At 59.0% G+C, this 25,425-nt stretch carries 29 protein-coding genes; 22 read left to right on the forward strand and 7 right to left on the reverse strand.

Annotation, left to right across the window (positions count from 1 at the left end):
* Positions 1-4: 4 nt before the first annotated feature.
* The 3 genes from dnaN to BM267_RS07430 form a co-directional block, all read right to left on the reverse strand.
* A complete protein-coding gene (dnaN, locus tag BM267_RS07420; RefSeq protein WP_036991598.1) occupies positions 5-1,108 on the reverse strand; it encodes a DNA polymerase III subunit beta in 1,104 nt (367 codons plus the stop codon).
* 49 nt (positions 1,109-1,157) lie between these two features.
* Positions 1,158-2,651 carry a chromosomal replication initiator protein DnaA gene (dnaA, locus tag BM267_RS07425; protein WP_074779023.1) on the reverse strand — a complete coding sequence of 498 codons (1,494 nt, stop codon included), beginning with the start codon at positions 2,649-2,651 and terminating at the stop codon, positions 1,158-1,160.
* 112 nt (positions 2,652-2,763) lie between these two features.
* A complete protein-coding gene (locus BM267_RS07430; RefSeq protein ID WP_136868567.1) occupies positions 2,764-2,964 on the reverse strand; it encodes a hypothetical protein in 201 nt (66 codons plus the stop codon).
* Positions 2,965-3,264: 300 nt separating this feature from the next.
* Between BM267_RS07430 and rpmH the strand changes: the two genes are divergently transcribed.
* The 22 genes from rpmH to BM267_RS07540 all read left to right on the forward strand — a co-directional run bounded on the left by rpmH (position 3,265) and on the right by BM267_RS07540 (position 22,867).
* Positions 3,265-3,399, forward strand: coding sequence for a 50S ribosomal protein L34 (rpmH, locus tag BM267_RS07435; RefSeq protein WP_074779021.1), 135 nt, complete (start codon positions 3,265-3,267; stop codon positions 3,397-3,399).
* A gap of 14 nt (positions 3,400-3,413) precedes the next feature.
* Positions 3,414-3,812, forward strand: a complete 399-nt coding sequence (gene rnpA / locus BM267_RS07440; RefSeq protein WP_074779019.1) for a ribonuclease P protein component — start codon at positions 3,414-3,416, stop codon at positions 3,810-3,812.
* Positions 3,805-4,047: a membrane protein insertion efficiency factor YidD gene (gene yidD, locus BM267_RS07445; RefSeq protein WP_074779017.1), complete on the forward strand. Its 243-nt coding sequence runs from the start codon at positions 3,805-3,807 to the stop codon at positions 4,045-4,047. The genes rnpA and yidD overlap by 8 nt, the downstream gene beginning before the upstream one ends.
* Before the next feature lie 3 nt (positions 4,048-4,050).
* Complete coding sequence (gene yidC / locus BM267_RS07450; protein WP_074779015.1) at positions 4,051-5,736, forward strand: membrane protein insertase YidC; 1,686 nt, start codon at positions 4,051-4,053, stop codon at positions 5,734-5,736.
* Positions 5,737-5,821: 85 nt separating this feature from the next.
* Positions 5,822-7,192 carry a tRNA uridine-5-carboxymethylaminomethyl(34) synthesis GTPase MnmE gene (mnmE, locus tag BM267_RS07455; RefSeq protein ID WP_074779013.1) on the forward strand — a complete coding sequence of 457 codons (1,371 nt, stop codon included), beginning with the start codon at positions 5,822-5,824 and terminating at the stop codon, positions 7,190-7,192.
* Between the two features lie 554 nt (positions 7,193-7,746).
* Positions 7,747-9,645 (forward strand): tRNA uridine-5-carboxymethylaminomethyl(34) synthesis enzyme MnmG, encoded by a 1,899-nt coding sequence (gene mnmG, locus BM267_RS07460; RefSeq protein ID WP_036991605.1) that lies wholly within the window; start codon positions 7,747-7,749, stop codon positions 9,643-9,645.
* Complete coding sequence (rsmG, locus tag BM267_RS07465; protein WP_036991608.1) at positions 9,642-10,286, forward strand: 16S rRNA (guanine(527)-N(7))-methyltransferase RsmG; 645 nt, start codon at positions 9,642-9,644, stop codon at positions 10,284-10,286. The genes mnmG and rsmG overlap by 4 nt, the downstream gene beginning before the upstream one ends.
* Positions 10,287-10,305: 19 nt before the next feature.
* A complete protein-coding gene (locus tag BM267_RS07470) occupies positions 10,306-11,103 on the forward strand; it encodes a ParA family protein (protein WP_036991611.1) in 798 nt (265 codons plus the stop codon).
* A 20-nt stretch (positions 11,104-11,123) separates the two neighbouring features.
* Entirely contained in the window at positions 11,124-11,984 is an 861-nt protein-coding gene (locus tag BM267_RS07475) for a ParB/RepB/Spo0J family partition protein (RefSeq protein ID WP_036991613.1), read from the forward strand.
* 158 nt (positions 11,985-12,142) lie between these two features.
* The gene (locus tag BM267_RS07480) at positions 12,143-12,547 is read left to right on the forward strand and encodes a F0F1 ATP synthase subunit I (RefSeq protein WP_036991615.1); all 405 of its coding nucleotides are present in this window, start codon (positions 12,143-12,145) and stop codon (positions 12,545-12,547) included.
* A gap of 14 nt (positions 12,548-12,561) precedes the next feature.
* Positions 12,562-13,416 (forward strand): F0F1 ATP synthase subunit A, encoded by an 855-nt coding sequence (atpB, locus tag BM267_RS07485; protein ID WP_036991618.1) that lies wholly within the window; start codon positions 12,562-12,564, stop codon positions 13,414-13,416.
* A gap of 64 nt (positions 13,417-13,480) precedes the next feature.
* The gene (atpE, locus tag BM267_RS07490) at positions 13,481-13,720 is read left to right on the forward strand and encodes a F0F1 ATP synthase subunit C (protein ID WP_036991621.1); all 240 of its coding nucleotides are present in this window, start codon (positions 13,481-13,483) and stop codon (positions 13,718-13,720) included.
* Between the two features lie 89 nt (positions 13,721-13,809).
* Entirely contained in the window at positions 13,810-14,280 is a 471-nt protein-coding gene (locus BM267_RS07495; RefSeq protein WP_036991624.1) for a F0F1 ATP synthase subunit B, read from the forward strand.
* An 11-nt stretch (positions 14,281-14,291) separates the two neighbouring features.
* Positions 14,292-14,828: a F0F1 ATP synthase subunit delta gene (locus BM267_RS07500; RefSeq protein ID WP_036991626.1), complete on the forward strand. Its 537-nt coding sequence runs from the start codon at positions 14,292-14,294 to the stop codon at positions 14,826-14,828.
* A 15-nt stretch (positions 14,829-14,843) separates the two neighbouring features.
* Entirely contained in the window at positions 14,844-16,388 is a 1,545-nt protein-coding gene (gene atpA, locus BM267_RS07505; RefSeq protein WP_074779011.1) for a F0F1 ATP synthase subunit alpha, read from the forward strand.
* A 74-nt stretch (positions 16,389-16,462) separates the two neighbouring features.
* Complete coding sequence (gene atpG / locus BM267_RS07510; protein WP_036991628.1) at positions 16,463-17,323, forward strand: F0F1 ATP synthase subunit gamma; 861 nt, start codon at positions 16,463-16,465, stop codon at positions 17,321-17,323.
* A 48-nt stretch (positions 17,324-17,371) separates the two neighbouring features.
* The gene (gene atpD, locus BM267_RS07515) at positions 17,372-18,748 is read left to right on the forward strand and encodes a F0F1 ATP synthase subunit beta (protein WP_036991629.1); all 1,377 of its coding nucleotides are present in this window, start codon (positions 17,372-17,374) and stop codon (positions 18,746-18,748) included.
* 44 nt (positions 18,749-18,792) lie between these two features.
* Entirely contained in the window at positions 18,793-19,215 is a 423-nt protein-coding gene (locus BM267_RS07520; protein ID WP_074779009.1) for a F0F1 ATP synthase subunit epsilon, read from the forward strand.
* A gap of 249 nt (positions 19,216-19,464) precedes the next feature.
* Complete coding sequence (glmU, locus tag BM267_RS07525) at positions 19,465-20,829, forward strand: bifunctional UDP-N-acetylglucosamine diphosphorylase/glucosamine-1-phosphate N-acetyltransferase GlmU (protein WP_074779007.1); 1,365 nt, start codon at positions 19,465-19,467, stop codon at positions 20,827-20,829.
* A gap of 63 nt (positions 20,830-20,892) precedes the next feature.
* Entirely contained in the window at positions 20,893-22,077 is a 1,185-nt protein-coding gene (cfaB, locus tag BM267_RS07530) for a C17 cyclopropane fatty acid synthase CfaB (RefSeq protein ID WP_036991633.1), read from the forward strand.
* Between the two features lie 86 nt (positions 22,078-22,163).
* Entirely contained in the window at positions 22,164-22,409 is a 246-nt protein-coding gene (locus BM267_RS07535) for a hypothetical protein (RefSeq protein ID WP_074779005.1), read from the forward strand.
* Positions 22,409-22,867 carry a DUF192 domain-containing protein gene (locus BM267_RS07540; RefSeq protein WP_083392442.1) on the forward strand — a complete coding sequence of 153 codons (459 nt, stop codon included), beginning with the start codon at positions 22,409-22,411 and terminating at the stop codon, positions 22,865-22,867. Before BM267_RS07535 ends, BM267_RS07540 begins: the two co-directional genes overlap by 1 nt.
* Here the strand turns inward: BM267_RS07540 and BM267_RS07545 are convergent.
* The 4 genes from BM267_RS07545 to BM267_RS07560 all read right to left on the reverse strand — a co-directional run bounded on the left by BM267_RS07545 (position 22,861) and on the right by BM267_RS07560 (position 25,362).
* Positions 22,861-23,241, reverse strand: coding sequence for a hypothetical protein (locus BM267_RS07545; RefSeq protein WP_036991635.1), 381 nt, complete (start codon positions 23,239-23,241; stop codon positions 22,861-22,863). The genes BM267_RS07540 and BM267_RS07545 overlap by 7 nt on opposite strands.
* Before the next feature lie 119 nt (positions 23,242-23,360).
* Positions 23,361-23,735 carry a DUF3301 domain-containing protein gene (locus BM267_RS07550; protein WP_036991636.1) on the reverse strand — a complete coding sequence of 125 codons (375 nt, stop codon included), beginning with the start codon at positions 23,733-23,735 and terminating at the stop codon, positions 23,361-23,363.
* Entirely contained in the window at positions 23,732-24,427 is a 696-nt protein-coding gene (gene tsaA, locus BM267_RS07555; protein WP_036991637.1) for a tRNA (N6-threonylcarbamoyladenosine(37)-N6)-methyltransferase TrmO, read from the reverse strand. The genes BM267_RS07550 and tsaA overlap by 4 nt, the downstream gene beginning before the upstream one ends.
* A gap of 2 nt (positions 24,428-24,429) precedes the next feature.
* Positions 24,430-25,362 (reverse strand): alpha/beta hydrolase, encoded by a 933-nt coding sequence (locus BM267_RS07560; RefSeq protein ID WP_074779003.1) that lies wholly within the window; start codon positions 25,360-25,362, stop codon positions 24,430-24,432.
* Between the last annotated feature and the right edge of the window lie 63 nt (positions 25,363-25,425).

Here is a 25,425-nt window from a genome sequence, read left to right on the forward strand (position 1 = left end):
CAGCTCAGAGACGCATAGGCATGACGACGTAGAGGCTGTCGTCCGATTCGGACTCTTGAACCAGGGCACTGCTGTTGGCATCAGACAGCGTCATCTTGATTTGCTCATTGCTCAGCACGTTCATTACATCGAGCAGGTAACTGACGTTGAACCCGATCTCCAGCGGCGCGCCGGAATAATCGACTACAGTATCTTCCTCAGCTTCTTCCTGCTCCGGGTTGTTAGCCTGGATCTTGAGCATTGCGTCGCTGAGCATCAGCCGAATGCCGCGGTACTTCTCGTTGGACAGAATGGCCGTGCGGCTGAAGGCGTTACGCAGGGATTGCCGATCAGCCAGTACCACCTTGTCACCGCCACGCGGCAATACCCGTTCGTAATCAGGAAACTTGCCATCGACCAGCTTGGAAGTGAAGGTGAAGTCGCCTGTGGTCGCGCGGATGTGGTGGGTACCAAGCGTGATATTGATCAGGTCATCCGCTTCACCCAGCAGGCGGGCAAGTTCGAGAATCCCTTTGCGCGGAACGATCAGCTGGTACTTTTCCTGATAGTCGATATTGGCATCGACAGTGCACATCGCCATGCGGTGCCCGTCGGTGGCAACAGCGCGCAGCTGGCCGGCATTGATTTCCAGCAGCATGCCGTTGAGGTAATAACGAACATCCTGCTGCGCCATGGCGAAACCGGTGCGCTCAATCAGGCGGCGCAGCTTGTTCTGGCTGACCGCGAAATTCATCGCGCTCTCGCCGTCTTCCACATTCGGGAAATCCGCAGCGGGCAGGGTAGTCAAGGTGAAGCGGCTACGCCCGGCCTTGAGGATAGCCTTGCCTTCTTCAACACGAAAATTGATCGTCGAATCGTCTGGCAGGGATTTGCAGATATCCATCAGCTTGCGCGCAGGTACGGTAATCTCGCCGGGCTCAGCCTGTTCTTCCAGGGGGATTCGGCCGATCAGCTCGACTTCAAGATCGGTGCCGGTCAGCGACAGTGTATTCCCATCAACGACCACTAGAACGTTGGACAGCACTGGCAATGTCTGCCGACGTTCGACGACACCAGCCACCAGTTGCAGTGGTTTCAACAGGGCTTCGCGCTGGATGGTAAATTGCATTGTCTTCCTTCGACCTCGTGCAGGTTGGCTGTTTGCCTGGTACATACGCTCAGGTGGTCAGCGTCCGTAGCAGGTTTTTGTAATCTTCGCGGATATCCGCATCAATTTCACGTAATTCCGCGATCTTTCTTGTGGCGTGCAGCACAGTTGTGTGATCCCGTCCGCCAAAGGCATCGCCGATCTCCGGCAAGCTGTGGTTGGTCAGCTCCTTGGACAGTGCCATGGCGACCTGACGGGGCCGGGCGACCGAGCGCGAGCGGCGCTTGGACAGGATGTCTGCCACCTTGATCTTGTAGTACTCAGCGACGGTACGCTGGATATTATCGATACTGACCAGCTTGTCCTGCAGCGCGAGCAAGTCCTTGAGCGATTCGCGGATCAGCTCGATGGTGATATCCCGACCCATGAAATGCGCGCTGGCGATCACTCGCTTGAGGGCGCCTTCCAGCTCGCGAACGTTGGAGCGAATGCGCTGGGCAATGAAGAACGCGGCATCATGGGGCAGGTCAATACGCGACTGCTCGGCCTTCTTCATCAGAATGGCCACCCGTGTTTCCAGTTCCGGCGGCTCCACGGCCACGGTCAGGCCCCAGCCAAAGCGGGATTTCAAGCGCTCTTCCAGACCATCGATTTCTTTCGGATAGCGATCACTGGTCAGGATAACTTGCTGGTTACCCTCAAGTAAGGCATTGAAAGTATGGAAGAATTCTTCCTGGGAGCGCTCCTTCTTGGCGAAGAACTGAATATCGTCAATCAATAGCGCATCGACCGAACGGTAATACCGCTTGAAGTCATTGATCGCGTTCATCTGCAGCGCCTTGACCATGTCGGCGACAAAACGCTCGGAATGCAGGTAGACAATCTTCGCCGCAGGATTCTTTTTCAACAGATGATTGCCAACGGCATGCATCAGATGCGTCTTGCCCAGACCCACACCACCATAAAGGAACAGCGGGTTGTAACCATGGCGCGGGTTGTCCGCCACCTGCCAGGCAGCCGCCCGGGCCAGTTGGTTGGATTTACCTTCGACGAAGTTCTCGAAGGTGAAACTGCGGTTCAGATAGCTGGTGTGCTTGACCACCGCATTATTCGGCTGGTCGGCCCGTTGCGGCGGCCGCGGGTCTTCTTCGCTGCGCTTGTCATAGGGGCCAGGCTCGGGTTGAAAGCCCTGGGTAGTCGCTTGCGCCCGGGGCGTCGCTGGCGTCGCTGGCGGCGGTGGCGGTTCGGCGACGGGCGTTGCCGTGATAGCCGCCGGGGCAACGGGTGCCTGGGGCGCCGCCGCACTCGCCGCGCTACTACGGCGGCTGCCGATCAACAGCGAAACCAGCGGCGCCTGCCCCTGGGACAAATCATCCAGCAGTTCCTGGATGCGATTCAGATACTTGTCATTGACCCAATCCAGTACAAAGCGATTGGGCGCATACAGGCGCAACTCTCCATGATCCCCTTCTACCTGAAGGGGACGAATCCAGGTGTTGAACTGCTGGGATGGAAGCTCATCACGCAAAAAATCAATGCATTGCTGCCAGAGTACAACAGACACTAAATTCCCCCGACTTCAAGCCTGCGTGGCTCGAGTTGCTTGTTGAAAATGGTCCGTGGAACACCGGTCCGGTGAGCCGACGAAAACAGCCTGTATTCTAGCCTGTCCCCCCTCAGTTATCCACACACATGCTGGGTAACCAGGCGTGTCCATTCTCAAGCATAAAGGCTTCCAGAATGCCCTCAGGATCCTTCTGCCCTGTGATAAAACGCCGCCATTCGCGCCGCGTAAGCCTTGTGGACAATTGCTGTACCAGCCTGTTGGCAAGACCATCCGAACGGCGGGGATAAATCGGGCTGTGGATATCCATCATGCTTATCCACAGGAGGAGCACAAGCTCGCAGGGGCTCCGCTCACAATTTGCCCACCGGGTTTTCGATCGCCAGAACACTGGCTGGCTCAGGCCTGGCGTCGGTTATCCACAGAAAACCCGCTACCTATTAAGATCTACATAAACTATCTTTTAAAATTCTTTCTCTTTGTATTGTCTTGTATCGTGATTTATCTGCTGGGGGACAGAATTCAAATTGACCTCGCGGTCCTTCTTCTCTAGAATCTCCGATCCCTTGAAAGGGCTTAGCGGCTCTGTCGTGAATTACTCAGGTATCTGAAGATGAAAAGAACATTTCAACCCAGCGTTTTGAAGCGCAAGCGCAACCACGGTTTCCGTGCTCGTATGGCTACCAAGAACGGCCGTGCCGTTCTGGCTCGTCGTCGTGCCAAAGGCCGTCACAAGCTGTCAGCTTAAGACCGGAACTACAGGTGGATCTCGGATTCGGTCCTGAACACCGGCTATTGACGCCTGCTCAGTTCAAGAACGTATTCGATGGAGCCACCTGTAAGGCCTCTGGCCCCAATCTGTTGTTATTGGCCCGGCATAACAGCCAGGCACAGGCACGATTGGGGCTGGTCATTGCCAAGAAGAATGTCCGCCATGCGGTTGACCGTAACAAGGTCAAGCGTATTGCTCGTGAGTCCTTCAGACACCATCGTGCTGAGTTGGATCACCTGGATATCGTCGTCCTGGCCCGCAAGGGTCTGGGCGAGCTTGACAATGCCGCGTTGCATGTCCTGTTCCAGGACATGTGGCGCCGGCTGAACAAGGCCGCTGACAAGTACAATCGCACCCGCAATTCCGGACCCCCATCATCCAATGCGTAGTATCGCGCTCGGACTGATCAAGGTTTACCGTTACGCTATCAGCCCGCTGATGGCCAGTCATTGTCGTTTCTACCCCTCCTGTTCCTGCTATGCCCAGGAAGCCATCGAACAACATGGTTTTCTCAAGGGCAGCCTGCTCAGTGCGCGACGCTTGTCCCGCTGTCATCCCTGGAACCCGGGTGGCTATGACCCTGTACCCCTACAGAACAACCGTTCTTCTCGGATGGCCAAATAAACCATGAACATGCAACGAAACATCCTCATAGCTGCCTTGCTCGTGATCACCTACCTCATGGTTCTGCAGTGGAACAATGATTACGGTCAGGGTGAACCGCTGCCGGCCAGCGAAACCGAGATGAGCATGGCGAATGGTGATTTGCCATCACTGCCCGCTAGCGAAGGCGCTGATGGTGATGTTCCACAGGCGGTCGAGCCAGTAACCGGCGACGTGCCGACCACGCCGGTACAGACTGCCACTACTCCTTCCGGCCTGATCAGTGTCCAGACCGATACCCTGAACGTCAGCATCAATCCGCTGGGTGGCGATATCGTCGCCCTGTCGTTGCCGGCCTACCCGACCCGCAAGGATCGTCCCGATCTGCCGTTCCAGCTGCTCGAGCAGAGCAACAGCCGTACCTATGTCGCGCAAAGTGGACTGGCCGGGCGTAACGGTCCGGATGCCCGCGCCAATGGTCGGCCGTTGTACAGCGTCGAACAAACCAGCTACCAGCTGGCCGAGGGCAGCGACAGCCTGACCGTTGATCTGCATTTCAGCGAGAACGATGTCAATTACATCAAGCGGTTCACCTTCAACCGGGGTGACTACCTGATCGACGTCGACTACCTGATCGACAACCAGAGCGACAGCACCTGGACCGGCAGCCTGTTCGGCCAGATCAAGCGTGACAGCAGCGGTGATCCATCCAGTTCCAGCGCTACTGGCATGGCCACCTTCCTGGGTGCCGCCTACTGGAGTTCGTCGAACTCCTACGAGAAACTCAAACTCGGCAAGATGGATGACAGCCGCCTGAAGGAAACCATCGAAGGTGGCTGGATCGCCTGGCTGCAGCACTATTTTGTCAGCGCCTGGATTCCGAATGCTGAACAGCAGCATGTCTATCAGACCCGCAAGGACAGCCAGGGCAACTACATCGTCGGTTTTGTCAGCCCGGCGGTGAACCTGTCTGCCGGTGAGCAGGCCACCATCAGTGCCGATTTCTATGCCGGTCCGAAGGATCAGGATCGCCTGAAGGAAATATCCCCTGGCCTGGAACTGACTGTCGACTACGGTTTCCTGTGGTTTATCGCCCAGCCGCTGTTCTGGGTACTGAGTCTGATTCACAGTATGGTCGGCAACTGGGGCTGGAGCATCATCCTGCTGACCGTCCTCATCAAGCTGGTATTTTTCCCGCTTTCTGCCACCAGCTACCGCTCCATGGCCAACATGCGTCGGGTTGCGCCCAAGCTGCAGGCGCTGCGCGAGCAGTTTGGCGACGACCGCCAGAAGATGTCCCAGGGCATGATGGAGCTGTACAAGAAGGAAAAGATCAATCCACTGGGTGGCTGCCTGCCGATCCTGGTACAGATGCCGGTGTTCATCGCCCTGTACTGGACCCTGATGGAAAGCGTCGAGATGCGCCAAGCCCCGTGGATTGGCTGGATTACCGACCTGTCGCTGAAGGATCCCTACTTCATCCTGCCGATCCTGATGGGCGTGAGCATGTTCATCCAGCAGCAGCTCAACCCGACTCCGCCGGACCCGATGCAGGCCAAGGTAATGAAGATGCTGCCGATCATCTTCACCTTCTTCTTCCTGTGGTTCCCGGCTGGTCTGGTGCTGTACTGGGTGGTCAACAACATCCTGTCGATCGCGCAACAGTGGTACATTACCCGGCAGATCGAAGGCGCCGCGGAGAAGGATTGATCTCCGCCGCCAGGCTACCCTCGCAAACGCCCCGATTTCGGGGCGTTTTGCTATCTATTCTTTGACCCATCGACAGGAACGCATCATGAGCCGCCCTTATCACGCCGACACCATTGCTGCCATCGCCACCCCGCCAGGCCAGGGCGGAGTCGGTATTGTCCGGGTGTCCGGCGCGGCGGCGCTGGATATCGCTCGGCAGCTCGGCGGCCTGACGCCCACCCCGCGGCACGCCCATTACGGCCCGTTCCAGGACCAGGGTCTTACTCTGGATCATGGCCTTACCCTGTATTTTCCCGGCCCACATTCCTTTACCGGTGAAGATGTGCTGGAACTGCATGGGCATGGCGGTCCGGTGGTCATGGATATGCTGCTCAAGGCTTGCCTGCGACTGGGCGCGCGCCTGGCCCGGCCCGGTGAATTCAGCGAACGGGCCTTTCTCAACGACAAGCTCGATCTGGCCCAGGCTGAAGCCATCGCCGATCTGATCGAAGCCAGCTCCGAACAGGCGGCGCGCAATGCCGTGCAGTCACTGCAGGGTGCGTTTTCCCAGCGTGTGCATGGATTGACCGAAGCGCTGATCAGCCTGCGCATCTATGTCGAAGCGGCGATTGATTTCCCGGAAGAGGAGATCGACTTTCTTGCCGATGGCCACGTGCTCGGCCAGCTGCAGGCTGTTCAGGCGCAGTTGGCTCAGGTACACCGGGAAGCCGGGCAAGGCGCGCTGCTGCGCGACGGCATGACGGTGGTTATCGCCGGTCGGCCCAATGCCGGCAAGTCCAGCCTGCTCAATGCCCTGGCCGGCCGCGAAAGTGCCATCGTCACCGATATTGCCGGCACCACCCGGGATATCCTGCGCGAACATATCCACATCGATGGCATGCCGCTGCATATCATCGACACCGCCGGTCTGCGCGATACCGATGATGTGGTGGAGAAGATCGGCGTCGAACGCGCCATGGCTGCCATTGCCGATGCCGATCGCATCTTGCTGATGGTGGATGCCAGTCAGCCAGAGGCAAACGAGCCGGACCAGCTGTGGCCCGAGTTTCTCGATCAACGGCCCGATCCGGCGAAGATCACCCTCATCCACAACAAGATCGACCTTATCGGCGCGGCGGTTGGTCAGCAGACCGCCGCTGACGGCAGCGTCAGCCTGCACCTCAGCGCCCGCAGTGGCGCCGGCATTGATCTGCTGCGCGATCACCTGAAAGCCTGCATGGGTTATCAACAGACCGCGGAAAGCCTGTTCAGCGCCCGCCGCCGCCACCTGGAAGCGCTGGAAGAGGCTGCCAGTTACCTTGACCACGGCCACCGGCAATTGACCCTGATGGGCGCCGGGGAGCTGCTGGCCGAGGATCTGCGCATGGCGCAGCAGGCCCTGGGCAGCATTACCGGCGAATTCAGTGCGGATGACCTGTTGGGCAGGATCTTTTCCAGCTTCTGTATCGGCAAATAACTCGGCTGGTGGACGCGGGTCGATGGGCAATCAACCAGTCGGCCTCTCTTCGTTCAGCTGCGAATCGGGCTTGTGCTCTTCCTGACATGCGCCGAATTCTTCCCTCCCCGTGAAATTCCCCCTCACTTGTTATCCGCGACGGCCCCTTTTCGCTCGCATAAGCCCTGTGTACAACTCACCCTCAGCCCTGCCCATAACCCTGTGCGTAAACCAGGGTCAAACCCGGCTGTGGATAACCGGCTGGCTTATGCACAGGATCCACCCCCATCCCGTCACGGGCTGTGCCCAGCCGGAGCACAGGGTTATGCTTTTGCCAATTTCATGATTCATAAGGAGTTTTATTAGATATCCACAGATAAACACGACACCATATACAGCATTAACATAAAGCTTTTTAAATATTTTCTATCTTTATTCTATGAATGACCTGCTTGCCAGGCGGCTCCGACAGGCTGTTCAAAAAATGTTCAGCTGCTGCTGCAATTTTTTCCCTCTGCGCCTATAATCAGCCCCTTTTCCCGACGTCCGGCTCAGCCCGGACAACGAGGTGCACGGTGGATTTTCCGGATCGTTTTGACGTGATTGTGATTGGTGGCGGCCATGCCGGTACCGAGGCAGCGTTGGCGGCTGCCCGCATGGGCGTGAAGACGTTGTTGCTCAGTCATAACGTCGAGACCCTGGGGCAAATGAGCTGCAACCCGGCCATTGGCGGTATCGGCAAGAGCCATCTGGTCAAGGAAATCGATGCGCTCGGTGGCGTGATGGCCAAGGCCACCGACCGGGCGGGCATCCAGTTCCGCGTGCTCAACAGCCGCAAGGGTCCTGCTGTGCGTGCCACCCGCGCGCAGGCTGACCGGGTGCTGTACAAGGCGGCAGTGCGCCATGCCCTGGAAAACCAGCCGAACCTGTGGATATTTCAGCAGGCCTGTGACGACCTGATTGTCGAACAGGACCAGGTACGCGGTGTGGTGACCCAGATGGGCCTGCGTTTTCTCGCTGATAACGTGGTGCTGACCGCCGGGACTTTTCTCGGTGGGCAGATCCATATCGGTCTGGATAATTATTCCGGCGGCCGTGCTGGTGATCCGCCGGCGATCGCGCTGGCCCGGCGGCTGCGTGAATTGCCGTTGCGGGTCGATCGTCTGAAGACCGGCACCCCGCCGCGGATCGACGGACGCAGTGTGGATTTCTCGAAGATGACCGCACAACCGGGCGATACACCGATCCCGGTGATGTCGTTTACCGGTAGCGCCGACGAGCATCCCGAGCAGGTCAACTGCTGGATTACCCACACCAACGAACGCACCCACGAGATCATCCGCAACAATCTCGACCGTTCACCCATGTACACCGGGGTGATCGAGGGTGTCGGTCCGCGTTACTGCCCATCGATCGAGGACAAGATCCATCGCTTTGCCGACAAGGATCAGCATCAGGTATTCATCGAGCCGGAAGGCCTGACCACCCATGAGCTGTATCCCAACGGCATTTCCACCTCGCTGCCCTTCGATGTGCAGTTGCAGTTGGTGCGCTCGATCCGCGGTATGGAAAATGCCCATATCCTGCGTCCGGGTTACGCCATCGAATATGATTATTTCAATCCACAGGATCTGAAATACTCGCTGGAAACCAAGGTGATCGGCGGTCTGTTCTTTGCCGGTCAGATCAACGGCACCACCGGCTACGAAGAAGCGGCGGCCCAGGGCCTGTTGGCCGGATTGAACGCGGCCCGCCGCGCCCAGGATCAGGAAAGCTGGTGCCCGCGCCGGGATGAAGCCTACATCGGTGTGCTGGTGGATGACCTGATCACCATGGGTACCCGCGAGCCCTACCGCATGTTCACTTCCCGCGCCGAGTACCGCCTGGTGCTGCGCGAGGACAATGCCGATCTGCGCCTGACCGAAAAGGGGCGCGAACTGGGGCTGGTGGATGATGCCCGTTGGGCGGCCTTCAGCGCCAAGCGCGAAGCGATCGAGGCGGAGCAGAAGCGCTTGAGTTCCACCTGGGTGCAGCCGACCAGCGCTGTCGGCAAGGACTTTGCCGCGCATTTCAATACGCCGCTGACCCGGGAATACAACCTGTTGGATCTGCTGCGCCGGCCGGAAGTGGATTATCCCACCCTGACCCGCATCACCGGTGCGACGGACATCCCCACCGATGCCGCCGAGCAGGTGGAAATCCATGCCAAGTACGCCGGTTACATCGAGCGGCAGCAGGACGAGATCGACAAGCTGCGGCAGCATGAACAGACCCTGCTGCCGGCCGATCTGGATTACGCGACCCTGAATGGCCTGTCCAAGGAAATCAGCCAGAAGCTGGCGAGCATCCGTCCGCAGACCCTGGGCCAGGCATCGCGCATTCCCGGCGTCACTCCGGCGGCAGTCAGTCTGTTGCTGATCCATCTGAAAAAGCGCAATGCGCTGAACGACGGTACATTGGCCCGGGAGGCTTGAGCGGTATGGTTGATCACGCCAGGGAACTGGTTCGCGGTGCTGAACAGATGGGCCTGTCGCTGACCGAGCGGCAGGTTGAGTTACTGCTCGGCTACCTGACGTTACTGAACAAGTGGAACAAGGCCTACAACCTGACCGCGGTGCGCAACCCCGATGAAATGGTCAGTCGCCATCTGCTCGACAGTCTGAGTGTGCTGCCCTTCGTTAGCGCAGGACGCTGGCTGGATGTGGGCAGTGGCGGCGGCATGCCGGGGGTGATCCTGGCGATCATGCAGCCGGACAGCGAATTTACCCTGCTCGACAGCAACGGCAAGAAAACCCGCTTTCTGACCCAGGTGCAGCTTGAGCTGGGGCTGGGCAACATGCAGGTGGTCAACAGCCGGGTGGAGGCTTTTACCCCGGATCAATTGTTTGACGGTATAGTGTCCAGGGCATTCAGCTCGCTGGCCGACTTCACCAACCTGACCCGCCATCTGAGTGGTCCCGAGACGCAGTGGCTGGCCATGAAGGGCCTGTATCCCGACTCCGAACTGCAGGCTCTGGATGCGGATTTCACCGTGACCCACAGTGAAGAATTGGCGGTACCCGGTTGCCAGGCCAGCCGGCATCTGCTGATACTGCGACGCACGGCACAAGGTTAAAACCCGAGAGGAGGTCCCAGTGGGCAAGGTACTGGCAATAGCCAACCAGAAAGGCGGCGTCGGCAAGACGACCACCACAGTGAATCTGGCCGCCTCGCTGGCAGCGACCAAGCGCAAGGTGCTGTTGATCGATCTCGACCCCCAGGGCAACGCGACCATGGGCAGTGGCATCGACAAGTCGCAACTGGATAACTCTGTCTATGAGCTGCTGACCGACCGTTGCACGCTGGCAGAGGCGCTGTGCCAGTCCGAGCATGGCGGCTATGACCTGCTGCCGGCCAATGGTGACCTGACGGCCGCGGAAGTCGAGTTGCTGGAATTCAAGATGAAGGAAAGTCGGCTGCGCTATGCGCTGGCCAACGTGCGCGACAAGTACGATTTCATCCTCATCGACTGCCCCCCGTCGCTGAATATGCTGACCATCAACGCACTGGTAGCCGCCGATGGGGTGATCATTCCCATGCAGTGCGAGTACTATGCGCTGGAAGGCCTGTCGGCGCTGGTCAATACCATCCAGCGTATCAGCTCGGTACTCAATCCGGCGCTGCAGATCGAAGGTCTGCTGCGCACCATGTATGATCCGCGCAACAGCCTGACCCGCGAGGTGTCAGAGCAGTTGAGCAGCCACTTCGGCGAACGTCTGTACCAGACGGTCATTCCGCGCAACGTGCGCCTGGCTGAAGCACCGAGTTACGGTATGCCGGTGCTGATGTATGACAAGCAGTCACGCGGCGCCGTGGCCTACCTGGCCCTGGCCGGTGAGTTGGTCAGGCGTACGCGCAAGGCGGCCAAACAGGCTGCGCCGGTAAACGATTAAACGAAAAAGGACAGGACGGCATGGCGGTCAAGAAACGCGGCTTGGGACGGGGACTGGATGCACTGCTGGGTCAGGCCAATCCCAACGAGAAGACCGAAGGCAGTCAGGATCAGCTGTTACGCGATCTGCCGGTCGACCTGATTCAGCGCGGCAAATATCAGCCACGCCGCGACATGGACCCCCAGGCGCTCGAAGAGCTGGCCCAGTCGATCAAGGCCCAGGGCGTGATGCAACCGATCGTGGTGCGGCCCATTGCCGGTGATCGCTATGAAATCATTGCCGGTGAACGGCGCTGGCGGGCCACCCAGCAGGCTGGCCTGGACAGCATCCCCGCGGTAATCCGTGAAGTGCCCGATGAAGCGGCCATTGCCATGGCGCTGATCGAGAACATCCAGCGCGAGGATCTCAACCCCATCGAGGAAGCCATCGCCCTGCAGCGTCTGCAGCAGGAATTCGAGCTGACCCAGCAGCAGGTGGCCGATGCGGTGGGTAAATCCCGGGTCACCATCACCAACCTGTTGCGCCTGATGTCACTGCCCGATGACGTCAAACTGCTGCTCGAGCGCGGCGACATCGAAATGGGGCATGCCCGGGCGCTGCTCGGTCTACCGGCCGAGCAACAGACCGAGGCCGCCCGCCAGGTAGTGGCACGGGGACTGACCGTGCGCCAGACCGAAGCGCTGGTGCGCCAGTGGCTGAACCCACGCCGGGACGCCCAGGACATCCGCAGCAATCCGGACATCGATCGACTGCAACAGGATCTGGCGGAGCGAATCGGCGCCGAAGTGAAGATCCAGCATGGTGCCAAGGGCAAGGGCCGACTGGTTATCAGTTATAACTCGCTGGATGAACTCGATGGCGTACTCATGCACATTAAGTAACAACTGCAACATCGCAGCGCACTACGGAAATCAACCGCTGTAGTTGAATCGACTACGTAATCCACCTATACTCCTCGCGCTATTTTGGCTGGGCAAAAATGCACCAGTGTATTGCAGCAACAGCGGTTGACGTCGTCGGAAATACCAAGAGGGTCGGAATGGACGCAAGAACGCCCAACAAGTCCCCTTTTCACCGAACGCCCGCCTTCCCGGTTCTGATGCTGCAATTGATTGTGACCTTGGCAGTAGCGCTCGTCCTGTGGGGATTCCAGGGCTGGATAGCTGGCTACTCCGGTCTGTTGGGGGGATTGGTGGCATTGATTCCCAACGGCTATTTCGCCTTTCGGGTGTACCGCTACAGCGGAGCCCGGTCGGCCCGTGCTATTGTCGGAGAATTTTACTCCGGCGAGGCAGGCAAACTGATACTGACAGCCGTACTGTTCATTGCAGTCTGGCTTGGAGTGAAGCCCCTGGAGGTCGCAGCGGTATTTGGCGGCTATCTGGCGGTGCTGGTGGTAGGAGCCAGCGCACTTCTCATCGTCAAAGGCTTTCCAAAGCATTAGTGTCTGAGGCAAATATGGCAACCACATCAGCTGAATACATTCAGCACCACTTGCAGAACCTGACCTTCGGTAAGCTACCGGCAGGTTATGAGCGGGCTGACGGCAGCATCGTCGAAGCAACCACCTGGACCCTGGCCAGGACCGGCACCGAAGCCGCCGACATGGGATTCATGGCGTTTCACCTGGATACCCTGGGCTGGTCCATCTTCATGGGGCTGATCTTCATCGGCCTGTTCCGGTTTGTTGCCCGTCGCGCCACCGTCGACACCCCCGGTGGTTTGCAGAATTTTGTCGAGATGATCGTCGACTTCGTGCAGGGTATCGTCAAGGACACCTTCCACGGCCGTAATCCGCTGATCGCCCCGCTGGCCCTGACCATTTTCGTCTGGGTATTCCTGATGAACTCGCTGAAGTGGATCCCCGTGGACTACATCCCGGGTATCGGCATGGCGCTGGGCCTGGATTACTTCAAGATCGTTCCGACCACTGATCCCAATGGCACCTTCGGCATCTCCATCGCCGTGTTCGCGCTGATCATTTTCTACAGCATCAAGATCAAGGGTGTGGGTGGTTTTACCAAGGAATTGACCCTGACCCCGTTCAATCACTGGGCGCTGATTCCCTTCAACCTGTTCCTTGAGGTGCTGGGTCTGCTGACCAAGCCCCTGAGTCTGGCACTGCGTCTGTTCGGCAACATGTATGCCGGTGAAGTAGTGTTCATCCTGATTGCACTTCTGCCCTTCTACGTGCAATGGGCGCTGAACGTGCCGTGGGCAATTTTCCACATTCTGGTTATTCCGCTGCAGGCCTTCATCTTCATGGTGCTGACTGTGGTGTATTTGAGTGCTGCCCATGAGGACCATCACTGAGCAGCCAGACCCGTGTTCAACCAACGATAAACTTGAACTTAAACTTTGATCTCTAGGAGTAATTATGGAACTCGTCATCATCGCTGCCTCTATCATGATCGGTCTGGGCGCCCTGGGTACCGGTATCGGTTTCGCCATCCTCGGTGGCAAACTGCTGGAATCCACTGCGCGTCAGCCTGAGCTGGGCCCGCAGCTGCAAACCAAGACCTTCCTGATGGCTGGTCTGCTCGACGCCGTGCCGATGATCGGTGTTGGTATCGCGATGTACCTGATCTTCGTTGTTGCACCTGGTGTTGCCGGTTAATCGACTGGTAACGATGAACGGCAGAACGCAGGTTCTGCCGTATCAGTGTTATCCCCAGGACTCAATGAAATAGCACGAGGTAAATCGCTGTGAATATTAATCTGACGCTGCTCGGTCAAACGATTGCCTTCGCTATTTTTGTCTGGTTTACCATGAAGTTCGTATGGCCGCCGATTACCCACGCCATGCAGGAACGCCAGAAAAAAATCGCCGAAGGCCTGGATGCGGCTGGCCGCGCCCAGCGCGACCTGGGTCTTGCCCAGGAAAAAGCCGCCCAGACCCTGCGTGAGACCAAGGAACAGTCTGCCCAGATCATCGAGCAGGCGAACAAGAGTGCCACCCTCATCGTTGAGGAAGCCCGCGAGCAGGCACGTTCCGAAGGTGAACGTCTGATTGCAGCTGCCAAGGCTGAAATCGAGCAGGAAATGAACCGCGCCAAGGACCAGCTCCGCGCCCAGGTTGCCGCACTGGCGATCAAGGGAGCCGAACAGGTTCTGGAATCCGAAGTAGATGCTTCGGCCCACAGTGAGCTGGTCAACAAACTGGCCTCACAACTCTAAGCGAGGCGAGCATGGCTACAATCACTACGCTAGCTCGGCCTTACGCAAAAGCGGCTTTCGAGTTTGCTTCTTCTGCTGCTGCGCTGGATGCCTGGTCAGGCATGCTGGCTCTGACAGCCGTCGTAGCCGCCGATCCGCTTTTTGTCGAGAGGATGCGCGACCCGGGGCTGACTCGGGAACGCAAGGCCGATGATCTGCTCATGGTGTGCGAAGGTCGTGTAACTGCCGAGTTCGGTAACTTTATCCGTACTCTGGCTGAGAACGACCGTCTGCCCCTGATCCCGGACATCGCCGAGCTTTTTGAGCAATACAAGGCGGAACACGATCGCAGCATCACAGTCGAGGTGGAATCCGCCTTCGAACTGACTGACGATCAACAGAAAACGCTGGCAACCGCTTTAACCAAGCGGTTAGACCGCACAGTAACTCCTCATGTGACCATCAACCCGTCCCTTATTGGCGGTGTGTTGATTCGTGCGGGTGACCTGGTCATCGACGGTTCGGTCCGCGGCAAGCTTGCAAAGCTGGCCGAGGCGTTGAAATCCTGATTTGAGGGACATGGCATGCAGCAACTGAATCCTTCCGAAATTAGCGAAATTATCAAGCAGCGCATCGAGAAACTCGATGTGAACTCACAGGCTCGCAATGTCGGTACTATCGTCAGCGTATCTGACGGTATCGTTCGCATTCACGGTCTGGCAGACGTGATGTACGGGGAAATGATCGAATTCCCCGGTGGTGTTTACGGTATGGCTCTGAACCTGGAGCAGGACTCCGTCGGCGCCGTTATCCTGGGTGGTTATCTGACCCTGGCCGAAGGTATGGAAGCCAAGTGCACCGGCCGCATCCTGGAAGTCCCGGTAGGTCCGGAACTGCTGGGTCGCGTGGTTGACGCACTGGGCAACCCGATCGATGGCAAAGGCCCGATCGACGCCAAACTGACTGACGCGGTAGAAAAGGTAGCGCCTGGCGTTATCTGGCGTAAGTCGGTAGACCAGCCGGTGCAGACTGGCTACAAATCGGTTGACGCAATGATCCCGATCGGCCGTGGCCAGCGTGAGCTGATCATCGGTGACCGCCAGATCGGTAAGACCGCCATGGCGATCGACGCGATCATCAACCAGAAAGACAGCGGCATCAAGTGCGTCTACGTCGCGGTTGGTCAGAAGCAGTCGACCATCGCCAACGTGGTGCGCAAGCTGGAAGAGCATGGCGCCCTGTCCAACACCATCATCGTTGCCGCCTCGGCTTCCGAATCCGCTGCCCTGCAATTCCTGGCACCGTATTCCGGTTGCACCATGGGCGAATTCTTCCGCGACCGCGGTGAAGATGCGCTGATCGTATTCGACGATCTGTCCAAGCAGGCTGTGGCCTACCGTCAGATCTCCCTGCTGCTGCGCCGTCCGCCGGGCCGTGAAGCCTACCCCGGTGACGTGTTCTATCTGCACAGCCGCCTGCTCGAGCGCGCATCCCGCGTGTCCGAAGAGTATGTCGAGAAGTTCACCAACGGTGAAGTGAAAGGCAAGACCGGTTCCCTGACTGCCCTGCCGATCATCGAAACCCAGGCTGGTGACGTATCCGCCTTCGTTCCGACTAACGTGATCTCCATCACCGACGGTCAGATCTTCCTGGAATCGGACCTGTTCAACTCCGGTATCCGCCCGGCGGTCAACGCTGGTGTGTCGGTATCCCGTGTTGGTGGTTCGGCGCAGACCAAGATCATCAAGAAGCTGTCCGGTGGTATTCGTACCGCGCTGGCCCAGTATCGTGAACTGGCAGCATTCGCCCAGTTCGCTTCCGATCTGGATGAAGCGACCCGCAAGCAGCTGGAGCATGGTCAGCGCGTTACCGAGCTGATGAAGCAGAAGCAGTACGCTCCGATGTCCGTCGGCGAAATGGCGATCAGCCTGTACGCTGCCGAGAAGGGCTTCCTGACCGACGTCGAAATCGCCAAGATCGGCGCGTTCGAAACGGCTCTGCTGGCCTGGTTCAAGCGTGAGAAGGCCGACCTGCTCGCCAAGATCAACGAGAAGGGCGACTACAACGACGAGATCGAAGCCGGTATCAAGTCTGGCATCGAGAACTTCAAGGCGACCCAAAGCTGGTAAGCCGAGGGCGGGATACGGCGATGCCGTATCCCGCTTCGTGCGATACGGCCACGGGCTAACCTGAAAGGTGTGACATGGCAGGCGCAAAAGAGATTCGCGGTAAAATTTCGAGTATCAAAAGTACTCAGAAGATCACCAGCGCCATGGAAAAGGTGGCGGTCAGCAAAATGCGCAAGGCACAGCAGCGCATGGCGACCAGCCGTCCCTACGCTGAGCGGATTCGTCAGGTGATTGGCCATCTGGCCAACGCCAACCCCGAATATCGCCACCCCTTCATGCAGGAGCGTGAAGTCAAACGGGTTGGTTATATCGTGGTCAGCACGGATCGTGGTCTTTGCGGTGGTTTGAACACCAACCTGTTCAAGGCACTGGTAACAAACATGAAAGAGTGGCGTGACCGTAACGTCGAAACCGAGCTGTGCGTGATTGGCAGCAAGGGTGCTGCGTTTTTCCGCAGCTACGGTGGCAACGTTGTCGCGGCAATCAGCAACCTGGGTGAACAGCCGGCGTTGAACGACCTCATCGGCAGCGTCAAGGTCATGCTTGACGGCTACCATGAAGGGCGTATCGATCGTCTGTATCTGGTCTCCAACGAGTTCGTCAACACCATGGTGCAGAAGCCCAAGGTGGAGCAAATGATTCCTCTGGTGGCTTCGGATACCGAAGAGCTGCAGGAGCGTTGGGACTATGTATACGAGCCGGACGCCCAGGGATTGCTGGATGGCCTGTTGAAGCGGTACATCGAATCACAGGTCTATCAGGCTGTCGTCGAGAACAGTGCCAGCGAACAGGCGGCACGGATGATCGCGATGAAGAATGCGACTGACAATGCGGGCGATATCATCGACAGCCTGCAGCTGATCTACAACAAGGCACGTCAGGCCGCGATCACCCAGGAAATTTCGGAAATCGTCGGCGGCGCCGCCGCGGTATAAAGCGGCCGGTGAGACGAAACGGTTTCATACCACTTAGAGGAACCTACAATGAGTAGCGGACGTATCGTTCAAATCATCGGTGCCGTCATCGACGTGGAATTTCCGCGCGATCAGGTACCGAACGTATATGACGCGCTGAAAGTCATCGGCGCGGAAACCACCCTGGAAGTCCAGCAGCAGCTGGGTGACGGCATCGTCCGTTCCATTGCCATGGGTAGCACCGAAGGCCTCAAGCGTGGCCTGGATGTGAACAACACCGGCAGCGCGATTGCCGTACCGGTTGGTGTCGGCACGCTGGGCCGCATCATGAACGTACTGGGCGAGCCGATTGACGAAGCCGGCCCGGTCGAGCATGAAGAGAAGTGGGGTATCCACCGCGCCGCGCCGAGCTATGCCGACCAGGCTGGCGGCAGCGACCTGCTGGAAACCGGCATCAAGGTCATCGACCTGGTCTGCCCCTTCGCCAAAGGCGGCAAGGTTGGCCTGTTCGGTGGCGCCGGTGTAGGCAAGACCGTGAACATGATGGAGCTGATCAACAACATCGCCAAGGCGCACAGCGGTCTGTCCGTGTTCGCTGGTGTTGGTGAGCGTACTCGTGAAGGTAACGACTTCTACCACGAGATGAAGGACTCCAACGTTCTGGACAAGGTGGCAATGGTATACGGTCAGATGAACGAGCCGCCGGGTAACCGTCTGCGCGTCGCCCTGACCGGCCTGACCATGGCCGAGAAATTCCGTGAGGAAGGCAAGGACGTTCTGCTGTTCATCGACAACATCTACCGTTACACCCTGGCCGGTACCGAAGTATCCGCCCTGCTGGGTCGTATGCCGTCCGCGGTAGGTTATCAGCCGACGCTGGCTGAGGAGATGGGTGTTCTGCAGGAGCGCATCACCTCCACCAAGACCGGTTCCATCACTTCCATCCAGGCCGTTTACGTACCTGCTGATGACTTGACCGACCCGTCGCCTGCCACCACCTTTGCTCACCTTGACGCGACTGTGGTACTGAGCCGTGACATCGCTTCCCTGGGTATCTACCCTGCGGTTGACCCGCTGGACTCCACCAGCCGTTCGCTGGATCCGCTGGTCATCGGTCAGGAGCACTACGAAGTTACCCGTGGCGTTCAGTACGTTCTGCAGCGCTACAAGGAGCTGAAGGACATCATCGCGATCCTGGGTATGGACGAGTTGTCCGAGGAAGACAAGCAACTGGTAGCCCGCGCTCGTAAGATCCAGCGCTTCCTGTCGCAGCCCTTCCACGTAGCTGAAGTGTTCACTGGTGCGCCCGGCAAATACGTTTCCCTGAAAGAAACCATCCGTGGCTTCCAGGGCATTCTGAATGGTGACTACGATCACCTGCCGGAGCAGGCTTTCTACATGGTCGGCACCATCGACGAAGCGGTAGAGAAAGCGAAGAACATGTAATGGGCCGCGCCCGCTCTGGCGGGCGCAGAACCGAGGCAACTTGAATGGCTATGACAGTGCACTGCGATATCGTAAGCGCGGAAGAAGAGCTGTTTTCCGGCCTGGTCGAGATGGTCGTGGCACACGGCAACATGGGTGACGTCGGCGTTCTGCCGGGTCACACACCGTTGCTGACTGACCTCAAGCCAGGCCCGGTTCGGGTGATCAAGCAGGACAAGACCGAAGAGGTGTTCTATATCTCCGGTGGCTTCCTGGAAGTTCAGCCGAGCATGGTCAAGGTGCTCGCCGATACGGCCATCCGCGCCGGCGACATTGACGAAGCAGCTGCAGAGGAAGCGAAGAAGGCCGCAGAAAAGGCTCTCAACGAGAAAGGCGCCGAGTTCGACTACGGTTCGGCCTCCGCCCGTCTCGCCGAAGCCGCAGCCCAATTGCGTACCGTGCAGGAACTGCGCAAGAAGTACGGCTGACCAGCGGTCAAACGCTGAGTCCAGCTTCAAAAAAGGCAGCTTTGGCTGCCTTTTTTTTGGGCGCTCGGCAGGCTTGCGCCGCTGTGCCTACAGGCTACTGAACCGCAGCCGCTTTTACCGGTCAGATGACGCTGACCGCGGATGAATGGCAGCAGCGAACCAGAGCTTCTGAGTAACTGATCGACTTGCGGCACTCTGCTGCCAGCTTCTATCATCCCAGCATCTTCAACTCGACCCAGGATCAGATCGATGAATCTGCACGTAGTCATTCTTGCCGCCGGCCAGGGCACCCGCATGCGTTCTTCTCTCCCCAAGGTGTTGCACCCGGTGGCAGGCAAGCCGATGCTCGAGCATGTAATCGATAGCGCCCGTGCGCTACTGCCGGAGGGCATCCATGTGGTCATCGGTCATGGCGCCCAACAGGTACGTGAGACGCTGGACGGCGCGGACCTCAATTGGGTATTGCAGACCGAACAGTTGGGCACCGGCCACGCCGTGGCCCAGGCGCTGCCACACATCAAGGGCGCGGATCAGGTGCTGGTGCTCTATGGCGACGTTCCGCTTATCCGGGTGGATACCCTGCGCGCACTGGTCGATCAGGCCGGCAGCCAGGCCCTGGGGCTGTTGACCGTGCTGATGCAGGACCCGACCGGCTACGGCCGCATCATTCGCAACGAGCACGGCCAGGCACAGGCCATCGTCGAGCAGAAGGATGCCTCGGCTGAGCAACTGCTGATCAACGAAGGCAACACCGGCATCATGGTCCTGCCGGGCAGCAAGGCCGCGGATTGGCTGTCCAGCCTGTCCAATAACAACGCCCAGGGCGAGTACTACCTGACCGATGTAGTGGCCCTGGCGGTAGCGGGCTCGATTCCGGTGGAAGTGGCCCAGGCCGCGGATGAGCTGGAGGTCATGGGTGCCAACAACCGTTTGCAGTTGTCGGTACTCGAGCGTGGCTGGCAGCAGCGCGAGGCCGAGCGGCTGATGATCCAGGGCGCCTCACTGGCGGACCCGGCGCGGCTGGATGTACGCGGCGATGTGACCATCGGTCGTGACATCAGCATCGACGTCAACGTGGTGCTGGAAGGTCGCGTGGTGATCGAAGATAACGTCATCATCGGGCCGCACTGCGTGATCCGCGATTCGGTGATCAAGAGCGGCACGGTGATCAAGGCCTTCAGTCATCTGGAAGGCGCCGAAGTCGGCGAGGATTGTGATGTCGGGCCTTATGCTCGCCTGCGTCCCGGTACCCTGCTGCACCGCGGTGCCAAGGTCGGCAACTTCGTCGAGACCAAGAAGGCCGTGGTGGGTGAAGGTTCGAAGATCAATCACCTGTCCTACGTCGGTGATGCCGAGGTGGGCAAGGGGGCGAATATCGGCGCCGGCACCATTACCTGCAACTACGACGGGGCCAACAAATCCGTCACGCGTATTGGCGATGGCGCCTTCATTGGCTCCAATACGGCGCTGGTGGCGCCGGTGACGGTGGGCAACCAGGCAACCACCGCAGCGGGCTCGACCATCACTCAGGATATTCCTGATGCCCAGCTGGGTGTGGCGCGGGGCCGTCAGCGCAATGTGGCGGGCTGGAAGCGCCCGGTCAAGGGCCAGTAGCAGGCAAACCCTGATCCTGTGGCCTATATTGGTTTAATGCCGATAGACACAGGAGATGACCGGATGTTTGCGCAATTTTCCGAAACCTTGGGGGCATTGCAACTGCCTCTGCGCGTGGTGGTGAAGGGCGGGCCGACACTGGATCTCGGTCCCGATCCCCGGGTCACGTTGTTGATCAATGATCTGGGATTGCTGCAGGAAATGCAGAATCCGACCTTGGACAAGCTGGGCGCGGCTTATATTGACCAGCGGCTGGATATCCAGGGCAACATCATGGATGTCATCGCCGTGGCGGACCGGCTGAGCAAGGGGCTGCTGGGCGACAACACCGAGCCGGCACCGGAGCGCACCGAACACGACAAGCAGATGGATGCCGAAGCCATCTCCTACCACTATGACCTGTCCAACGACTTCTATGCCCTGTGGCTGGATCCGCAGATGGTCTACTCCTGCGGTTATTTTCGTAATCCCGAAGACAGCCTGGCCACTGCCCAGACCCAGAAGCTCGATCACCTGTGCCGCAAATTGCGTCTCAAGCCCGGCGAACACTTGCTCGATGTGGGTTGCGGCTGGGGCGGTCTGGCTCGCCATGCGGCGCGTTATTATGATGTCCAGGTGCACGGCATTACCTTGAGCAAAGCCCAGCTGGCGTTGGCGCAGGCGCGCAGCGAGGCGGCGGGACTGACGGATCGGGTGACCTTGGAGCTGCGCGACTACCGGGACCTGGCCGGTCGGGAGAATTACGACAAGATCGTCAGTGTCGGCATGTTCGAGCATGTCGGCCATGCCAACCTCGGCGCCTATTTCAAGATTCTGTTCGAGCAGGTCAAACCCGGCGGACTGGTGATGAACCACGGGATCACCGCCAAATACATCGATGGCCGTCAGGTGGGTCGCGGGGCAGGCAAGTTCATCGGCCGCTACGTCTTTCCCCATGGCGAGCTGCCACATCTGTCGATGGCGATCGCCAGTATGAGCGAGCAGGGCTTGGAGGTGCTGGATGTGGAAAGCCTGCGTCTGCACTATGCGCGCACCCTTGAGCACTGGAGCGGCAACCTGGAACACCATCTGGAGCAGGCAGGCCAACTGGTATCAGACAAGACCCTGCGTATCTGGCGTATCTATCTGGCCGGTTGTGCCTATGGCTTCAAGCGTAACTGGATGAATATTCACCAGATCCTGGCGGTCAAGCCGTTGGCGGACGGCACCCATCATGTGCCCTGGACCCGTGAGGACCTGTATCGGTGAAAATGTACCGGAAACCGGTTCTCCGATAGCATCACGCTATCTCGGCCTGATAGATTGCATGATCCCGGACCGCTACGGAGATTGGTGTGTTATTGAAACTGCTGGATACTGATGATGTGGTCATCGGCGAGCCGCTGCCATGGGATCTCCTGGACGCCGACGGCAAGGTGCTGTTTCGCCGGACCCAGCGTATCGATAGCGGCCCGCTGTTGAATAATGGGGACGAGGTTTACCTGAACGCCGCCGGGGTGGAATACGCTCAGCTCGGTGAGGCGGACCGACTGTACCTGAGCAACATGGTGTACCAGAACATGCTCAAGGAGCATCCCTGATGGGCAGGCTGGGGCGCGGCTGGCTGCTGATGCTGGCTTTGTTTGCGGTAACCCCGCTGCAGGCGCAGGCCATCCAGGCGATGCTGGGCGGCCATTCGTTTCAGCTGGAGCTGGTAGCCGACCCGGATAGCCGCCGCCAGGGTCTGATGGGGCGCACCGATCTTGCTGCCGGCGAGGGTATGCTGTTTGATTTCCCCGAGGGTACCCGGCCGGTGATCTGGATGCGCAACATGCAGATATCGCTGGACCTGTTATTTGTCGATGAGAACGCCCGGCTGGTACAGATATTTGCCAAGGTGCCGCCGTGCGCTGCGCCGCCCTGTGCGCTCTATCAGGCGGATCAGGCGCTGCGTTTCGTGATCGAGGTGCCGCCCGGAACGGCCGAGAAACTGGGCCTGGAAGTGGGTGACCGGCTGGACCTGGCGGATCACCAACTATCACCGCCCCCGCCCTATTGATCCTTATCTGAGTGGATTTCGGGCAGCTGCCATTGCCCGTCACTGAACTGCTCACAGTACGCCTTCAACACCGGCGCATCACCGGGTTCGCTGTAATAGTGAATGGATTGCCGATAGGCCACCCCCTCGCTTCGTGCGCCGGTACAGATGCCATATGCGCCCTCGGGGCAGGCATCCACAAACTGGATATCGAAGCTGCGCTCGGTGATCTGGGGCTGGCAGAAGCTGTCCTGGAACAGCTGCGGCGGGATATTGATGTTTTGTTGGCACAGGCGGATCGGCACCTGATCGTCATTGGATTCGATCAGGCAGGCGGCGGAATGCGCTGCGGTGGTGATGAGCAGAAGCGTGAGAAAAAGCAGACAGCGGTTCATGGTGCCAGTCCTGGATGAAACGGCTACCTTAATGCCTCCGCACGATCGCCCGCAAGCGGGGGCACAGTGGTGTTCCACGTGGAACTAAAAGGAATATGGGAAGCGGGTTTTGATAACCGTTACTGTAAATAATGCACGTTGTCTCGGCGTGGCGGATCGTCCGGTCCAGGTCCTTCGCCGGGAAAGGGATGCGGAGCCAGTTCGATCTTCAGCAGCATCCCACCATGCATTTCAATAAAGCCGGGATAGCGCCGTTCGCCGGTCACGGTGAACTCGAAACCGTACCGGCGAATCAGTCCCGGCCGGCCATGACGCCCACGCCCAAGGCGCAGGCGATTGAGCGCAATGCTTTCGTCCAGCAGTTGCACATTGGTCCGTACGCAATGCTGACGTACCAGGCGTAGCGCCTGATCCCGCAATCCCAGGCCCCGCCAGATCCAGGCGCCGATGCCGGCAGCCAGCATCATCAGTGCTACATGTCCGAGATCGATCATGCCACGGGCTCCACGGCCAGTACGCGAATGCGATCCGCCTGTGGATAATGCCAGCGGACATTGATATCCCAGAAGCGTACCCCATACTCGCGGTCCGCATCCGGCCGCTGATAGGCGGGCTTGGGGTCCTGTGCCAGGCATTGTTCGATCAGTTCCTGAACCGGCTGCTGCAGCCGCTGCGCCTGCTCGCGGGCCTGCAGCAGGGCTGGTGCGGACCACTCCACCAGCAGCTGGGCCGGGGCGGATTCGGCCAGCGAATTGCGGGCGTCACCGAGGGCATCGGCATAGGGCACATAGGGTTTGATATCCAGGATCGGCGTGCCATCCAGCAGATCGATGCCGGACACCAACAGCCGTCCCGGCTCGATGCCTTCCAGCCTGACTACGGATTGACCGATGGGATTGGGTCTATGGGTGGAGCGGCTGGCAAATACCCCGATGCGCTTGTTGCCACCCAAGCGGGGCGGCCGCACCCGCACATGCTGTTCGCCCGAGGCGGCGGCATGGAACACGAACAGTAGCCAGAGGTGGCTAACACCTTCCAGTCCGGCTACTGCTTCGGGTTTGTCATAGGGCGCGAAGAGTTCGAGCATACCCCGCGCGGCGGGGGCCAACTGCGGTTGGCGGGGAATGGCGAACTTCTCGGCGAAACAGGAGTGCATAACACCAATCGGCTCGAAGCTATAGGACATCGTCAGTTCCGGATCAAGGGCGGTATTGCCTCAGGATTGTCCAGCAAAACGAAGTGGCTGCCGTCAGGCACTTCGATGATCTGCAGGTTTTCAGCCTGCCGGGCGCTGTCCAGCATGGCCTCGCTCTGCAAGACACGATCCCGGCCCGGTACCAGCACCGCGCCACGTCTGACGTGACGATAGATATCCGGCCCGGTATTGGTCATCCAGTCAGCGATATCCCTGGTATTGGTCATCAACACCCGGCTGCGCCGTGGGTTGAACGGCATGGCCAGGATCAGCTCGCGCTTGAAGCTGTCATCCAGCGGCCCCCAGATGGGGCTGCGCAGAATCCCGGCTGGCTTGTGTTGCCATAGTAGATGAACCAGCGGCATCAGCCAATGGACTATTTTTGATGTCGGTTGGTAGAGCTGCCCTTGAGGCAGGACCGGCGCTTCCAGGATCACCTCGACCGGTTCGAATAGCTCAGGCCGCTGACGCGCGGCTTCCAGCACCACAGCGCCGCCGCGAGAATGTCCGTGTACGCGCACAGTGTTCGTGGTGACCAGATGCTCCAATGCCAGATTGAGCACCTGTGCATCACCGACAATGGTGCCGGTGGCCAGTGCGGGAGTGGCTTTCCACGGGGGTTGCTGGAACACCGGGGTCTGCAACGGCAGGTGATAGCCCGCGCTGGTGAGCATGATCAGCTCAATACTGGGGTCTTGGTAATAACGGGTGAAGTACAACGGGTTTTCCAGAAAGCCATGCATGACCACCACGGAAGATACCGGGTTCTGGCTACGGCGGCGGGCAATGAAGGCCTCACCGACGCGATAGATATCTGCCTCCATGGGCACTGCCTGCCGTTGCGGGACAGGCCGGTCGAGCAACCAGCTGTGGGTAAACCAACCTGCCAGCAATACCAGTATCACCACCCCTGTGAAAAGCCCCATCCTGCCTCCGTTGCATGCTTAGCTGAGGGCCGTGAGCTTAACGGAATGCCCGTTCCAGAGCGC

It is taken from the genome of Halopseudomonas bauzanensis (assembly GCF_900114735.1).
GTDB lineage: Bacteria > Pseudomonadota > Gammaproteobacteria > Pseudomonadales > Pseudomonadaceae > Halopseudomonas > Halopseudomonas bauzanensis.